The following is a 15464-nucleotide window of genomic DNA, read 5'->3' as shown; positions in this document are numbered from 1 at the left end:
CCGAAACGGGTACGACTCACACGCAACCGATCGGCAGCCCCCGATGCGGCGAGGTGAGGACCCGGATGTCGGCAACACAGCCCGTACAGCCCAAGGTGACCGAGCGCGAGGCACGGCAGGTCGCGGAAGCGGCCCGGGAGCAGGACTGGCGCAAACCCAGCTTCGCCAAGGAGCTCTTCCTCGGCCGCTTCCGGCTCGACCTGATCCACCCCCATCCGCTCCCCGCCGACGAGGACGTCCGGCGCGGCGAGGCCTTCCTCGCCCGGCTGCGGGAGTTCTGCGAGAACGAGATCGACGGGCAGCGCATCGAGCGCGAGGCCCGCATCCCCGACGAGACCGTGCGCGGGCTCAAGGAGCTCGGCGCCCTCGGCATGAAGATCAGCCCCGAGTACGGGGGCCTGGGCCTCACCCAGGTGTACTACAACAAGGCGCTCGCCCTCGTCGGCTCCGTCAGCCCGGCCATCGGCGCCCTGCTCTCCGCCCACCAGTCCATCGGCGTGCCCCAGCCGCTGAAGATGTTCGGCACCAAGGAGCAGAAGGACGCCTACCTGCCCCGCTGTGCCACCACCGCCATCAGCGCCTTCCTGCTCACCGAGCCCGACGTCGGCTCCGACCCGGCACGCCTGGCCACCACCGCCGTCCCGGACCCCGAGGACCCCGACTGCTACCTCCTCGACGGGGTGAAGCTGTGGACCACCAACGGGGTGGTCGCCGACCTGCTCGTGGTCATGGCCCGGGTACCCAAGTCGGAGGGCCACCGGGGCGGGATCACCGCCTTCGTCGTCGAGGCCGACTCACCCGGCATCACCGTCGAGCACCGCAACGCCTTCATGGGCCTGCGCGGCCTGGAGAACGGCGTCACCCGCTTCCACCGCGTCCGCGTCCCCGCCTCCCAGCGCATCGGCCCCGAGGGCGCCGGCCTCAAGATCGCGCTGACCACCCTCAACACCGGACGGCTCTCCCTGCCCGCCATGTGCGTGGGCGCCGGCAAATGGTGCCTGAAGATCGCCCGCGAGTGGTCCGGGGTCCGCGAGCAGTGGGGCCGCCCCGTCGCCCGGCACGAGGCCGTCGGCGCCAAGATCTCCTTCATCGCGGCCACCACCTTCGCCCTGGAGGCCGTGGTCGACCTCGCCTCCCAGATGGCCGACGAGGACCGCAACGACATCCGCATCGAGGCCGCCCTCGCCAAGCTCTACGGCTCCGAGATGGCCTGCCTGATGGCCGACGAGCTGGTCCAGATCCGCGGCGGACGCGGCTTCGAGACCGCGGAGTCCCTCGCCGCCCGCGGCGAACGGGCCGTCCCCGCCGAACAGCTCCTGCGCGACCTGCGCATCAACCGGATCTTCGAGGGCTCCACCGAGATCATGCACCTGCTGATCGCCCGCGAGGCCGTCGACGCCCACCTCTCCGTCGCCGGCGACCTCATCGACCCCGACAAGGCCCTCGGCGACAAGGCCAAGGCGGGCGCCCGCGCGGCCGGCTTCTACGCCCGCTGGCTGCCCAAACTCGCCGCCGGACCCGGACAGGTCCCCGGCACCTACCGCGAGTTCCACCCGGCCGGCCACCCCGACCTCGCCACCCACCTGCGCTACGTCGAGCGCGGCGCCCGCAAACTCGCCCGTGCGATGTTCATGGCCATGGCCCGCTGGCAGGGGCGCATGGAGACCAAGCAGGGCTTCCTCGGGCGGATCGTCGACATCGGCGCCGAACTCTTCGCCATGAGCGCGGCCTGCGTCCGCGCCGAGCACCTGCGCGCCACCGGCGACCACGGCCGCGAGGCCTACCAGCTCGCCGACGCCTTCTGCCGGCAGTCCCGGCTGCGCGTCGAGGAGCTGTTCGGCCGCCTGTGGGCCAACACCGACGAACTCGACCACAAGGTCGTCCAGGGCGTCCTCTCCGGCACCTACACCTGGCTGGAGGAAGGCGTCCTCGACCCCTCCGGCGACGGCCCCTGGATCGCCGACGCCACCCCCGGCCCCTCCACGAGGAAAAACGTTCACCGTCCCCTGCGCTGACCTGCCATCATCGGCTTGTACGGACGGATGTACGAGTACGGGTGCGAGCGCGAGGCGGACGAGGACGATGCCGACGGCCGAGGAGGACCGGGCCAGCAGACGGCTGGCCCGGTGCGTGGCGCACCTGCTGCGCCACGCACCGCACCACGTCGTCGCCGACCTCCTCGACCGGCTCGACGCGCCCGTCCGCAAGTACCTGTGCCGCGACGAGTGGCTGCCGGCCGCCGCCGTCACCCTGCTGCTGCGCCACGGCACCGACGCCGACCGGCACTACATCGCCCGCAACCCCCACGTCGTCGGCCGCCCCCTCCCCGGCCTGCCCGGCGCCGCCCGGTACGCCGCCCGGCCCGGCCCCTCGCCCGAGCTGCTGGCCGACGTGGGCCCCGGCCCCTTCACCACCGAACAGCTGACGGCCCTGCTGCGCCGCCACGGCCGCCGCCCCCGGATCCCGCTCACCCTGCTGCGCATGCCGCACGAGCTCGACCCCGGGGAACTGCTGAACGGGCACGCCCGCGCCCCGCTGCCGGCCGGCGCCGTCGAAGCGCTGCTCCTCGCGGGCGGCCTCACCCGGACGGAGTGCCTCGCCCTGCTCGACGCCCGGGCCGGGCAGCCGTACGGGCGCCACTGGTACCGGCCCGCCGTCCGCGCCGTCCGCATGGGCCTGCTGACCTGCGACGAACTCGTCGCCCACGTGGCCCCGGCCGCCCGCACCCTGCTCCTCGGCCACCTCCCCGCCACCCGCGGCCTGCGCTGGAACCTGCCCGAACAGGCCGAGATGCAGTCGGCCGTGCACCGCGCCCTGCGCCCCCTGCTCGGCGAGGACCCCCGGCTGTGGGCCGAGCTGCCCCGGCGCGCCGCCGCCTTCCCCGGCACCCTGCCCGAGCTGGCCGCCGCCCTCGCCGCCGGCACCCCGGCCGCCCCCGGCGCCGTCCGCCACGACCCGGCCCTGGCCCGCGCCGTACGCCACCTCGCGCCCGAGACGGCCCCCGCCGAGCCGTCCGGGGCCTGGGAGCGCGAGCTGGCCCTCGTCAGCCTCGCCGTGCCGATGGACACCGCCGCTGAGGACGTCCGCTGGGTCCGCGACTGCCTGGACCGCTCCCTGCTCACCGGCGCCGACGTCATCCGCCACAAGGTCCCCGCGTGCTGGGCCCTGGACGAGGACCAGTGGCTCGGCGACATCGGCCACCCCGACCGCCACGACCGGCCCGCCGCCGTCCTCGCCGCCCGCGCCGAGGCCGACCGGCTCTTCGACGCGGCCCTCGGCGACGACCCGGAGGCCTGGTGGCGCGCCGCCCGCGCCCTGCCCGACTTCGCCGGCACCCTGCCCGAACTCCTCGCCCGGGTCACGGACGGGGACTCCGTGTCCAAACGGCCCTGAGGAGCGGCAACAATGGGGGGCATGAGCGACAGTCCAGCCCCCCTCGCCGACCCGCACCTCCTCTTCGACGCCGCGGCCGGCCGCCGGGACATCGTCATCCTCGGGGCGACCGGGTCCATCGGCACCCAGGCCATCGACCTGGCCCTGCGCAACCCGGACCGCTTCCGGGTCACCGCGCTGTCCGCCGCGGGCGGCCGCACCGACCTCCTGGCGGAGCAGGCCCGCACCCTGCGGGTGGAGACCGTGGCCGTCGCCCGCGAGGACGCCGTACCGGCCCTGAAGGAGGCGCTGAGCGCCGCGTACGGGCCCTCCGAGCCGCTGCCCGAGATCCTCGCCGGACCCGACGCGGCCGCCGACCTCGCCGCCTCCCCGTGCCACACCGTCCTCAACGGCATCACGGGCTCCATCGGCCTCGCGCCGACCCTCGCCGCGCTCCGCGCGGGCCGGACCCTCGCGCTGGCCAACAAGGAGTCGCTGATCGTCGGCGGCCCCCTGGTCAAGGCGCTGGCCGCGCCCGGCCAGATCATCCCCGTGGACTCCGAGCACGCGGCCCTCTTCCAGGCCCTGGCCGCCGGCACCCGCGCCGACGTGCGCAAGCTGGTCGTCACCGCCTCCGGCGGCCCCTTCCGCGGCCGCACCCGCGCGGAGCTGGCGGAGGTGACCGTCCAGGACGCCCTCGCGCACCCCACCTGGGCCATGGGCCCGGTGATCACGGTCAACTCGGCCACCCTGGTCAACAAGGGGCTGGAGGTCATCGAGGCGCACCTGCTCTACGACATCCCCTTCGACCGCATCGAGGTCGTCGTACACCCCCAGTCGTACGTGCACTCCATGGTCGAGTTCTCGGACGGCTCCACCCTTGCCCAGGCCACCCCGCCGGACATGCGCGGCCCCATCGCGATCGGCCTCGGCTGGCCGCAGCGGGTCCCCGACGCAGCCCCCGCCTTCGACTGGACCAAGGCCTCCACCTGGGAGTTCTTCCCCCTGGACACCGAGGCCTTCCCCGCCGTGGACCTCGCCCGGCACGTGGGCACCCTGGGCGGCACCGCCCCCGCCGTGTTCAACGCCGCGAACGAGGAATGCGTCGAGGCCTTCCTCGCCGGCCGGCTGCCGTTCACAGCAATCATGGATACGGTCTCCGCAGTGGTCGATGAGCACGGGACGCCGCGGACGGGAACTTCCCTCACCGTCCAGGACGTCCTCGAAGCGGAGACCTGGGCCAGGGCCCGGGCACGGGAGATGGCGGCGCGGGCCGCCGTGGAGGCGGGCGCATGACGGCTTTGATGACGGTACTCGGGGTCGTGCTCTTCGCGTTCGGCCTGCTGGTCTCCATCGCCTGGCACGAGCTCGGCCACCTCTCCACGGCCAAGCTGTTCGGCATCCGGGTGCCGCAGTACATGGTCGGCTTCGGGCCGACCGTCTGGTCGCGCAAGAAGGGTGAGACCGAGTACGGCATCAAGGCCATCCCGATGGGCGGCTACATCCGCATGATCGGGATGTTCCCGCCCGGCGACGACGGCAAGGTCACCGCCCGCTCGACCTCGCCGTTCCGGTCGATGATCGAGGACGCCCGCTCGGCCGCGTACGAGGAGCTCCAGCCCGGCGACGAGAGCCGGCTGTTCTACACCCGTCGGCCCTGGAAGCGCGTCATCGTGATGTTCGCGGGTCCGTTCATGAACCTGGTCCTGGCGGTGGCGATCTTCCTCACCACCCTGATGACCTTCGGGCTGAACACCCAGACCACCGTCGTCAGCTCGGTCTCCGACTGCGTCATCCAGCAGAGCGAGAAGCGCGACAAGTGCGCGGCCGGGGACCCGGCCGCCCCGGCCAAGGCCGCCGGACTCCAGGCACAGGACAAGATCGTCGCCTTCAACGGGCGCCCGGTCGAGGACTGGTCCGTCCTCCAGAAGGACATCCGCGCCACCGTCGGCCCCGCCACCATCACCGTCGAGCGGGCCGGCAAGCGCCTCGACCTGCACGCCAACCTGATCGAGAACAAGGTCGCCAAGACCGACGCCGCGGGCCGCTACGTCAAGGACCAGTACGTCACCGCCGGCTTCCTCGGCTTCGCCCCCGCCGTCGGCTACGTCCCGCAGACCTTCGGCCAGGCCGTCGAGCGCATGGGCGAGATGATGGAGGCCGGCGTCCAGTCCCTCGTCGACCTCCCCGGCAAGGTCCCGGACCTGTGGAACGCCGCCTTCAACGGGGCCGAGCGCAAGCAGGACAGCCCCATGGGCGTCGTCGGCGCGGCCCGCGTGAGCAGCCAGATCTTCAACCTCGACATCCCCGCCCAGTACCAGCTGGTGTTCTTCCTCAACCTGCTGGCCGGGTTCAACCTGTCGCTGTTCCTGTTCAACATGCTCCCGCTGCTCCCGCTCGACGGCGGCCACATCGCGGGCGCCCTGTGGGAGTCCGTCCGGCGCACCGTGGCCAAGGTCTTCCGGCGCGCCGACCCCGGTCCCTTCGACGTGGCGAAGCTGATGCCCGCCGCGTACGTGGTCGCGGGTGTCTTCGTCTGCTTCACCCTGCTGGTGCTCGTCGCGGACGTGGTCAACCCGATCAAGATCAGTTAGCCGGGCGGGGGCACCACCGCGGACACCGGGAGCCGGGCACGCACCGTGCCCGGCTCCCTACGTTCGGGTGGCGCCGCCCCCTCGGATGCGTGGGGCACGCGCGCATTGGCGTAACCTCAAAGGCCGGAGCCCGCCGATCTCGGGACCTCGATCCACACCTTGGGGTTGCACAGCAGATGACTGCCATCTCTCTCGGAATGCCGTCCGTGCCGACGAAGCTTGCCGACCGCCGGGTCAGCCGCAAGATCCAGGTCGGCTCCGTGGCCGTCGGAGGCGACGCACCCGTCTCGGTGCAGTCGATGACCACCACCCGGACGTCCGACATCGGCGCCACGCTCCAGCAGATCGCCGAGCTGACCGCCTCCGGCTGCCAGATCGTCCGCGTCGCCTGCCCCACGCAGGACGACGCCGACGCGCTCGCCGTGATCGCCAAGAAGTCGCAGATCCCGGTCATCGCCGACATCCACTTCCAGCCCAAGTACGTGTTCGCCGCGATCGACGCCGGCTGCGCCGCCGTCCGCGTCAACCCGGGCAACATCAAGCAGTTCGACGACAAGGTCAAGGAGATCGCGAAGGCCGCCGGCGACGCGGGCACCCCGATCCGCATCGGCGTCAACGCCGGCTCCCTCGACGCCCGGCTGCTCAAGAAGTACGGCAAGGCCACCCCCGAGGCGCTGGTCGAGTCCGCGCTGTGGGAGGCCTCCCTCTTCGAGGAGCACGACTTCCGCGACATCAAGATCTCGGTCAAGCACAACGACCCCGTCGTCATGGTCGAGGCCTACCGCCAGCTCGCCGCCCAGTGCGACTACCCGCTGCACCTCGGCGTCACCGAGGCCGGCCCCGCCTTCCAGGGCACCATCAAGTCCGCCGTCGCCTTCGGCGCCCTGCTTTCCCAGGGCATCGGCGACACCATCCGCGTCTCGCTCTCCGCGCCCCCGGCCGAGGAGATCAAGGTCGGCATCCAGATCCTGGAGTCGCTCAACCTCCGCCAGCGCCGCCTGGAGATCGTCTCCTGCCCGTCCTGCGGCCGCGCCCAGGTCGACGTCTACAAGCTGGCCGAGGAGGTCACGGCGGGCCTCGACGGCATGACCGTGCCGCTGCGCGTCGCCGTCATGGGCTGCGTCGTCAACGGCCCCGGCGAGGCCCGCGAGGCCGACCTCGGCGTCGCCTCCGGCAACGGCAAGGGCCAGATCTTCGTCAAGGGCGAGGTCATCAAGACCGTCCCCGAGTCCAAGATCGTGGAGACCCTCATCGAAGAGGCGCTGAAGATCGCCGAGCAGATGGAGAAGGACGGGATCGCCTCCGGCGAGCCCAGCGTCGCCATCGGCGTCTGATCCCTTCAGGGCCGCCGAGCCAGGGCCCCGGCCCCGGACCCGTCGAGGGGCCGGGGCCGGGGCCCTTTTCGTGACCCTCGGGACGCGGCATCCCCGCGCCCCGGCGGGTACAGTGCGGAGATCAGCAGACTTGCACGGTGAGGCCCCAGTGTTGACTCAGACAACCACCCGGGTCCTTGAGCCCAGTGATCTGGACGCCGCGCTCGCCATCCTCGGACGCGAGCCGGTAGAGAACGCCTTCGTCACCTCCCGGGTCCAGGTCGCCGGACTCGACCCCTGGCGCCTCGGCGGCGAGATGTGGGGCTGGTACTCCGGCGGCGAGCTGCGCTCCCTGTGCTACGCCGGCGCCAACCTCGTCCCCGTCTGCGCCGGCCCCGAAGCGGTCCGCGCCTTCGCCGACCGGGCCCGCCGCACCGGCCGCCGCTGCTCCTCCATCGTCGGCCCCGCCGAGGCCACCCGGCTGCTGTGGCAGCTCCTGGAGCCCAGCTGGGGCCCGGCCCGCGACGTCCGCCCCCACCAGCCGCTCATGGCCACCGAGCAGCCGTCCGCCGAGATCGCGCCCGACCCGCTCGTGCGGCGGATCCGCAAGGACGAGATGGACATGATCATGCCCGCCTGCGTGGCCATGTTCACCGAGGAGGTCGGCATCTCGCCCATGGCCGGGGACGGCGGCCTGCTCTACCAGGCCCGGGTCGCCGAGCTGGTCGGCAGCGGCCGCTCCTTCGCCCGCGTCGAGAACGGCCAGGTCGTCTTCAAGGCCGAGATCGGCGCCGCCACCGCCCGGGCCTGCCAGATCCAGGGCGTCTGGGTGGCTCCCGAGTTCCGCGGCCGCGGGTACTCCGAGAGCGGGATGGCGGCCGTCGTGGACTTCGCGCTGCGGGACGTCGCGCCCGTGGTGAGCCTGTACGTCAACGACTTCAACACCGCCGCGCGGGCCGCCTACCGGCGGGTGGGGTTCCGTGAGGTGGGGGCGTTCATGAGCGTGCTGTTCTGATCGGGGCCCGCGGGCGCGGATCGTCCGCGGGCCGGCGCCGTGAGGGGCCCGCCCGCCCGGCCGAGGCCTGTGGACATGTACGGGTCCGCGCGGCCGGATTCGTCCGGGAAGCCGTACCGGAGCGGCCCTACCCCGAAGTAAGGTCGGCCGCATGCTGCCTACCCACGGGGGCGACGACCCCGCACGGCCCGCCGGACTGCGCATCGGGCCCCTCGACCTCGCCGGCCGCGTGGACGAGGCCCTGCGCGTGCAGGCGGTGGCCTTCGGGCTCAGCGAGGAGGAGGTCGGCATCCGGCGCTACATCGTCCAGCGCCACATGACCTGCCGCGGCGCCCGCGCACTCGGCGCCTTCACCGACGACGGGGCCCTCGCCGGGTTCGTCTACGGGATGCCCAACGACCGCGCCCACTGGTGGTCCACGATCGTCGAGCCCTACCTGCGGGCCACCGACACCGAGCACTGGCTCGACGACTCCTTCGTGATCACCGAGCTGCACGTCCACCCCGGCTTCCAGGGCTGCGGGGTCGGCCGCGCGCTGATCACCCGGATCACCGACGGCGCCGAGGAACCCCGCTCGATCCTCTCCGCCATCGACACCGACAGCCCGGCCCGCAGGCTCTACGGGGCCCTCGGCTACCAGGACCTGGCCCGCAAGGTCCACTTCCCGAGCGCGAGCATGCCGTACGCGGTCATGGGCGCGCCGCTGCCGCTGCGCCGGGGCTGAATTCGATACCCGGCGGGGGCCGCCCCGGATAGCCTCGCCGCATGTCGACGCAACACGTGCAGCGCATGTCCCGCCTGATGGCCAAGACCCTCCGCGAGGACCCGGCCGACGCCGAGACCCTCAGCCACCGCCTCCTCGTCCGCGCCGGTTACGTCCGGCGCAGTTCCGCGGGGGTGTGGACCTGGCTGCCGCTCGGCAAGAAGGTCCTCGACAGCGTCTCGCGCATCGTCCGTGAGGAGATGGACGCGATCGGGGCCCAGGAGGTGCTGCTGCCGGCGTTGCTGCCGAAGGAGCCGTACGAGGTCAGCGGCCGCTGGTCGGAGTACGGGGACCTGCTGTTCCGGCTCAAGGACCGCAAGGGCGCGGACTACCTGCTCGGGCCGACCCACGAGGAGATCTTCACCCTCGTCGTCAAGGACCAGTGCACGTCCTACAAGGACCTGCCCGTGATGCTGTACCAGATCCAGACCAAGTACCGCGACGAGGCCCGGCCCCGGTCCGGGGTGCTGCGCGGGCGCGAGTTCCAGATGAAGGACTCGTACTCGTTCGACGTGACGGAGGAGGGGCTGGCGGAGTCCTACCGGCTGCACCGCGAGGCGTACGTGCGGATCTTCGAGCGGCTCGGGCTCGACCACCGGATCGTGTCGGCCGTCTCGGGCGCGATGGGCGGCTCGGCGTCGGAGGAGTTCCTGGCGCCGGCGGCGGCCGGTGAGGACACGTTCGTGGACTGCCCGGCGTGTGACTACGCGGCGAACACGGAGGCGGTCGTCCACGTTCCCGGGGGTGCGGCGGACGCGGCGTCGCACGGGGCGCTGGAGGAGATCGCGACGCCGGACACGCCGACGATCGAGACCCTGGCCGCCCACCTGGGTGTGCCCGCTTCGGCGACGTTGAAGAACCTGTTGGTGAAGGTCGACGGGGAGATCACGGCGGTGGGCGTGCCGGGGGACCGGGAGGTGGACCTGGGCAAGCTCGGGGAGCACCTGGCCCCGGCGGTGGTGGAGCTGGTGACGGCCGAGGACTTCGCGGGGCGGCCCGACCTGGTGCGGGGGTACGTGGGGCCGCAGGGGCTGGAGAAGGTGCCCTACATCGCCGACCCCCGGGTGGCGCCGGGGACCGCCTGGGTGACCGGGGCCAACAAGGCCGACACGCATGCGCGGAACGTGGTCTGCGGGCGCGACTTCGAGGTGGACCGGTACCTGGACGTGGTCGTGGTGGAGCCGGGCGACCCCTGCCCGAAGTGCGGTGCGGGGCTGCGGCTGGACCGGGCGATCGAGATCGGGCACATCTTCCAGCTGGGGCGGAAGTACGCGGACGCCTTCGGGCTGGACGTGCTCGGCCCGCAGGGCAAGCCGGTGCGGGTCACCATGGGCTCGTACGGCATCGGCGTCTCCCGGGCGGTGGCCGCGCTGGCCGAGCAGACGGCCGACGACCGCGGGCTGTGCTGGCCGGCGGAGGTGGCCCCGGCCGACGTGCACGTGGTGGCGGCGGGCAAGGCGGTCCCACTGGCGCTGGCCGAGCGGGCGGCGGAGGCCCTGGCGGCCGCGGGCAAGCGGGTCCTGCTGGACGACCGCGCCGGGATCTCGCCGGGGGTCAAGCTCACGGACGCCGAGCTCATCGGCGTGCCGTGGATCCTGGTGGCGGGCCGCAGGTCGGCCGACGGAGTGGTCGAGCTCCAGGACCGGCGGACGGGCGAGCGGGTGGAGCTGACGCTGGAGGAGGCCGTGGGGCGGGTGGGGTAGGGGGCGGCTCTCCCTCGATGGACTCCGCGCAGCGGGGCCTACGGTTCCGGGGGTAGGGCCGGGGGGTGGGGGGTGTCCAGTTCGGGGAGGGGGTCCTGGGCTGGGAGGTCCGGAGGTGGTGCGGCCGGGGGAGCGGGCGCCGGGTGGGGCTGGGGGTCTCCGGAGGGGGTCGCGCGTTCCAGGAAGCGGAGGAGTTCCACGGGGAAGGGGAGGACCAGGGTGGAGTTCTTCTCCGCCGCCACCGCGATCACCGTCTGGAGGAGGCGCAGCTGCAGGGCCGCCGGCTGCTCCGACATGACCTCGGCCGCTTCGGCCAGCTTGTGCGAGGCCTGGAGTTCCGCGTCCGCGTTGATCACGCGGGCGCGGCGCTCGCGGTCCGCCTCGGCCTGGCGGGCCATCGAGCGCTTCATGGTCTCCGGGAGGGAGACGTCCTTGATCTCCACCCGGTCGATCTGGACGCCCCAGCCCATCGCCGGGCTGTCGATCATGAGCTCCAGGCCCTGGTTCAGCTTCTCGCGGTTCGACAGGAGATCGTCGAGGTCGCTCTTGCCGATGATCGAGCGCAACGAGGTCTGCGCCATCTGGGAGACGGCGAAACGGTAGTCCTCCACCGCGATGATCGCGCTCGCCGGGTCGACCACCTTGAAGTAGACGACCGCGTCCACGCGGACCGTGACGTTGTCCCGGGTGATGCCCTCCTGGGCCGGGATCGGGAGGGTGACGATCTGGAGGTTCACCTTGTGCAGGCGGTCCGCCACCGGAAGGATCATCGTGAAGCCGGGCGGCCGGACCCCCTCGCGGAGCCGCCCGAAGCGCAGGACGACGCCCCGCTCGTACTGTTTCACCACCCGTGCGGCAGCGCCCAGGTAGACCGCGACGCCCGCGGCGGCGGCGATCCCCGCTGTCAGCAGTTCCTCGACCATGACGGCCCCCTGCCGGACATACACCTTTTACTAAGGTATGCCCTACAGCCAGGCCGCGAACTCCAGCAGGAGCTCCGCGTCCCTGCGCCGCCCGGCGGCCAGGGCGCGCACCCCGGACTCCACCGCCCGGAACACCGTCCAGCCCCGCAGCCGCTCCCGGTCCACCTCCAGGGAGTCGGCCAGCTTGTTCACCCGCCGCCGCGCCCCCGAGGCCCCCGCCGACGAGGCCATCTGGTCCTCCAGGCGGTCCCGCACCAGCCGGGCCAGGTCGTAGGCCCGCTCGCCGACCAGCGGGTCCGGGCCCACCGTCAGCCAGGGCGCCCGATCGCCCGCCAGCACCTTGCCCTGGCGGAAGTTCCCGTGCAGCAGGAGTTCCTCCGGCGGCTGGGCGGTCAGCTCCGGGAGGAGTGCCAGGGCGGTCTCCGCGAGGGCCCGGGCCTCCGGGGGCGCCGCGCGCAGGGCTTCGGACTGGGCGGCCGTGCGCGCGGCCACCGTCTCGAAGGGGTGGTCGGACGGCGGGCGCACCCAGAGGCGACGGAGCGTGCCGCACGCCTCCAGCAGGGCCTTGGCCTCGGGGAGCGAGCGCAGGGAGACGTCCGGCTGCAGTCGCTCCAGCAGGAGGGCGCCGTCCTCCTCGTGGTGGCGCGAGTCCAGGACCCGTACCGCGCCGAAGCCGCCCCAGTGGGCGAGCGCGGCCAGCTCGCGGTCGGGCCGGGCGGCCGGCGGTGCCAGCTTCAGGGTGGCGGGTGTGCCGTCGGCGTAGCGGACCAGGACCACCAGGCTGCTGCGGCCGCCCGGCGCCAGGGCGCGCTGGGCCTCCACGTCCCGCCGCTCCAGCGCCTCCTCGGCGAGCTCCGGCAGCCGCTCCAGCCACTGTGTGTCCTGCGCTGTCCGCGGCAGCTCGCCGAGCGCCCGTACGAGCCGCTGCGGCGGTTCGAAAGCCATGCGTGCGTGGTCCCTTTCAGCTGGTGCGGGCGCCCTCCGAGCGTTCGGTGAGCCCAGGGAAGGCTACGCCGACCCCGCGCCAGCGTGCCGCGCGCACGGCCGCGGCGCTCAGCGCGTCAGCCGCGTCACGGCGCAACTGGCCGTCCGCCGCCCGGACGAGGTCCGAGTAGGCGCCCGCCACCCGGTCCTCGATGTCGGCGGCCAGCCGCTCCGCGTCGTCCGGGGAGCGCACCTCGAACGGCAGGGCGTACGCGGCCTCGGACGGCCGGGGCGCCCCGCCCAGCTCCCGCACCGTCCGGGTGAGCCGGTCGCGGCGCGAGACGTGCTGGCCGTAGGCCTCGCGGGCCTCGGTGGCCCGGGCGGCCGCGATCCGGGCGCCGATGACCCCGTACCCGTAGGTCGCCGCGTGCTCGGCGGCGAGCGCCGCCTGGGCGGCCTGCAGGGCGCGGCCGCCGGCGGAGGGGGAGGGCTTCACGGCGGGGTTCACGAGGCGGCTCCCGGGTTGGAGGTCAGCAGGAAGGCGTGGACGGCCCCGCAGGCCGCCACCGAGGCCAGCATCCGGGCGAGCTCCCCCGGGGCCCCGGCCAGGGCGATGGTGCGGGCCTCCGACAGGCTCCGCTCGGCGTCCGCGAGGGCGCTCAGCGCCTCGGCGGGCTTCGCCGGGACCTCCGCCCGCCCGGCCGCGGGTGCGCTGGGGGAGGGGGAGGCGGAGGGGGAGGCCGGCCGGGAGGGGGTGGGGTCGGCCTTCGGGGTGGTGAAGGCGAGGGCCTTGGCGTGCGCGGCGACGGCCTCCCGCAGGGGTGCCAGCCGTTCGGCGAGATCGGGGTGGACGGCCAGGGTGGCGTCGTAACGTTCCAGCAGCCGGCCGCTGTCGCGGACGGCGCCCTCCCGCATCCGCCGTTCGAGTGAAATCGCCTGGTCCGCGGCGGACGGTTCGCCGCCGCCGGAACACCCGGTGACCAGCGCGGACCCGGCCGCTGCGACGGCGGCTCCGGCGAGCACGCTCCTGCGTGAGGGCGAGGGCCTCGAAGGCAAGGTCCAGGGCACGGTGACGTCCTCGGGGTGACGGCGGGACAAGGTGTGATCACGGTACCCGGGGGTCCGCCCGGCGGCGCGGACGGCAACACCCTCCGCGACCGGATACCCTTTGACCTGACACGCGACGGAAAACCACAACAGCACACGCGGCCGAGGAGTCACCCGGATGAGCACCACCCAGAGCGACAGGCTGCGCGGACTGCTGGAGCCGCTCGTCGCCGCCAAGGGCCTGGACCTCGAGGAGATCGAGCTTTCCAAGGCGGGCAGGCGCCGGATGCTGAGGATCGTCGTGGATTCCGACGAAGGCGTGGAACTGGACGCGTGCGCCGAGCTGAGCCGTGAGGTCTCCGACGCGCTCGACGCCTCCGACGTGATGGGCGAGGACGAGTACGTCCTCGAAGTCAGCTCCCCGGGCGCGGACCGCCCGCTCAGCGAGCACCGCCACTACGTGCGGGCCGTGGGGCGCCTCGTGAAGTTCCAGCTGGTCGAGGGCGGGGAGCTCGTCGCCCGCATCCTCGACGTCGACGACGAGGGCATGGACCTCGAAGTACCGGGCGTGAAGGGCCGCAAGGCGACCGCCCGCCGCGTCGCGTTCACCGACATCGCCAAGGCGCGTGTCGAGATCGAGTTCAACCGCAAGGACAAGAAGGAAGAGGAGGCGTAGCCGTGGACATCGACATGAGTGCCCTGCGGGGTCTGGTCCGGGAGAAGGAGATCTCCTTCGACCTGCTCGTCGAGGCGATCGAGTCGGCCCTCCTCATCGCGTACCACCGCACCGAGGGCAGCTTCCGCCGCGCCCGGGTGGTGCTGGACCGCACCAACGGCCACGTGGTCGTCTGGGCGACGGAGGACCCGCGCGATCTCGAGGAGGGGCAGGAGCCCAAGGAGTTCGACGACACCCCGTCGGACTTCGGCCGGATCGCCGCGACGACCGCCAAGCAGGTGATCCTCCAGCGTCTGCGCGACGCCGAGGACGACCTGACCTTCGGCGAGTTCGCCGGCCGTGAGGGCGACGTCATCACCGGCGTCGTGCAGCAGGGCAAGGACCCCAAGAACGTCCTGGTCGACATCGGCAAGCTGGAGGCCATCCTGCCGGTGCAGGAGCAGGTCCCCGGTGAGGAGTACCCGCACGGGCTCCGCCTGAAGGCGTACGTCGTGCGCGTGGCGAAGGGCGTCCGCGGTCCGTCCGTGACCCTGTCGCGCACGCACCCGAACCTGGTGAAGAAGCTTTTCGCCCTGGAGGTCCCGGAGATCGCCGACGGCAGCGTCGAGATCTCCGCGATCGCCCGCGAGGCCGGACACCGCACCAAGATCGCCGTCCGGTCCACCCGTTCGGGCCTGAACCCGAAGGGCGCCTGCATCGGCCCGATGGGCAGCCGCGTGCGCAACGTGATGGCCGAACTGCACGGTGAGAAGATCGACATCGTCGACTGGTCGGACGACCCGGCGGAGATGGTCGCGAACGCCCTGTCACCCGCCCGGGTGAGCAAGGTCGAGGTCGTCGACTGGGACTCGCGCTCCGCGCGGGTGACCGTCCCCGACTACCAGCTGTCGCTGGCCATCGGCAAGGAGGGCCAGAACGCCCGCCTCGCCGCGCGGCTGACCGGCTGGCGCATCGACATCCGGCCCGACACCGAGCCGGCGTCCGAGGCGGACACCGATCGGGACTGACCGGAAACGGCGCCCCGGACGGGAATAAATGGCTACCGAACGATCGTTTCCGGGCGGTAGACAGGGGTGTCCCCGCAGTCGGGGGACCCTCGTGGATCACAACGACATCCGTTCGATTTTTCACCTG

At 72.9% G+C, this 15464-nt stretch carries 14 protein-coding genes; 10 read left to right on the top strand and 4 right to left on the bottom strand.

What is annotated here, in order from left to right:
* Window positions 1–65: 65 nt before the first annotated feature.
* From ACFY0O_RS22135 to ACFY0O_RS22100, 8 genes are all read left to right on the top strand, one after another.
* Complete coding sequence (locus ACFY0O_RS22135; RefSeq protein WP_388949000.1) at window positions 66–2015, top strand: acyl-CoA dehydrogenase family protein; 1950 nt, start codon at window positions 66–68, stop codon at window positions 2013–2015.
* Between the two features lie 67 nt (window positions 2016–2082).
* Window positions 2083–3393, top strand: a complete 1311-nt coding sequence (locus ACFY0O_RS22130; protein WP_388948997.1) for a hypothetical protein — start codon at window positions 2083–2085, stop codon at window positions 3391–3393.
* A gap of 21 nt (window positions 3394–3414) precedes the next feature.
* Window positions 3415–4668 carry a 1-deoxy-D-xylulose-5-phosphate reductoisomerase gene (gene dxr, locus ACFY0O_RS22125; RefSeq protein ID WP_388948994.1) on the top strand — a complete coding sequence of 418 codons (1254 nt, stop codon included), beginning with the start codon at window positions 3415–3417 and terminating at the stop codon, window positions 4666–4668.
* Window positions 4665–5966, top strand: coding sequence for a M50 family metallopeptidase (locus ACFY0O_RS22120; protein ID WP_388948991.1), 1302 nt, complete (start codon window positions 4665–4667; stop codon window positions 5964–5966). The genes dxr and ACFY0O_RS22120 overlap by 4 nt, the downstream gene beginning before the upstream one ends.
* 176 nt (window positions 5967–6142) lie before the next feature.
* Window positions 6143–7300 (top strand): flavodoxin-dependent (E)-4-hydroxy-3-methylbut-2-enyl-diphosphate synthase, encoded by a 1158-nt coding sequence (gene ispG, locus ACFY0O_RS22115; RefSeq protein WP_079430044.1) that lies wholly within the window; start codon window positions 6143–6145, stop codon window positions 7298–7300.
* A gap of 148 nt (window positions 7301–7448) precedes the next feature.
* Entirely contained in the window at window positions 7449–8294 is an 846-nt protein-coding gene (locus ACFY0O_RS22110) for a GNAT family N-acetyltransferase (RefSeq protein ID WP_388948988.1), read from the top strand.
* 151 nt (window positions 8295–8445) lie between these two features.
* Window positions 8446–9018 (top strand): GNAT family N-acetyltransferase, encoded by a 573-nt coding sequence (locus tag ACFY0O_RS22105; RefSeq protein ID WP_388948986.1) that lies wholly within the window; start codon window positions 8446–8448, stop codon window positions 9016–9018.
* Between the two features lie 41 nt (window positions 9019–9059).
* On the top strand, window positions 9060–10760 hold the full coding sequence (locus ACFY0O_RS22100) for a proline--tRNA ligase (protein ID WP_388948983.1): 1701 nt from the start codon (window positions 9060–9062) through the stop codon (window positions 10758–10760).
* Between the two features lie 38 nt (window positions 10761–10798).
* On the opposite strand, the gene ACFY0O_RS22095 is transcribed toward ACFY0O_RS22100, so the two are convergent.
* From ACFY0O_RS22095 to ACFY0O_RS22080, 4 genes are read right to left on the bottom strand one after another with little or no spacing between them, the layout of a single operon-like run.
* A complete protein-coding gene (locus ACFY0O_RS22095; protein WP_388949449.1) occupies window positions 10799–11683 on the bottom strand; it encodes a slipin family protein in 885 nt (294 codons plus the stop codon).
* A gap of 42 nt (window positions 11684–11725) precedes the next feature.
* Window positions 11726–12628 carry an aminoglycoside phosphotransferase family protein gene (locus ACFY0O_RS22090; RefSeq protein WP_388948981.1) on the bottom strand — a complete coding sequence of 301 codons (903 nt, stop codon included), beginning with the start codon at window positions 12626–12628 and terminating at the stop codon, window positions 11726–11728.
* 16 nt (window positions 12629–12644) lie between these two features.
* Window positions 12645–13115 carry a ferritin-like domain-containing protein gene (locus tag ACFY0O_RS22085; RefSeq protein WP_388948978.1) on the bottom strand — a complete coding sequence of 157 codons (471 nt, stop codon included), beginning with the start codon at window positions 13113–13115 and terminating at the stop codon, window positions 12645–12647.
* Window positions 13112–13630 carry a hypothetical protein gene (locus tag ACFY0O_RS22080; RefSeq protein WP_388948975.1) on the bottom strand — a complete coding sequence of 173 codons (519 nt, stop codon included), beginning with the start codon at window positions 13628–13630 and terminating at the stop codon, window positions 13112–13114. Before ACFY0O_RS22080 ends, ACFY0O_RS22085 begins: the two co-directional genes overlap by 4 nt.
* 202 nt (window positions 13631–13832) lie before the next feature.
* Between ACFY0O_RS22080 and rimP the strand changes: the two genes are divergently transcribed.
* Together rimP and nusA are read left to right on the top strand one after the other, a co-directional pair.
* Window positions 13833–14330, top strand: a complete 498-nt coding sequence (gene rimP, locus ACFY0O_RS22075) for a ribosome maturation factor RimP (protein ID WP_388948973.1) — start codon at window positions 13833–13835, stop codon at window positions 14328–14330.
* A 2-nt stretch (window positions 14331–14332) separates the two neighbouring features.
* Window positions 14333–15337, top strand: a complete 1005-nt coding sequence (gene nusA, locus ACFY0O_RS22070; RefSeq protein WP_388948970.1) for a transcription termination factor NusA — start codon at window positions 14333–14335, stop codon at window positions 15335–15337.
* Window positions 15338–15464 lie beyond the last annotated feature (127 nt).

The sequence above is a fragment of the Streptomyces sp. NPDC001594 genome, assembly GCF_042893675.1.
Taxonomy (GTDB): Bacteria; Actinomycetota; Actinomycetes; order Streptomycetales; family Streptomycetaceae; genus Streptomyces.
This window is presented reverse-complemented; position numbering and strand designations above follow the sequence as displayed.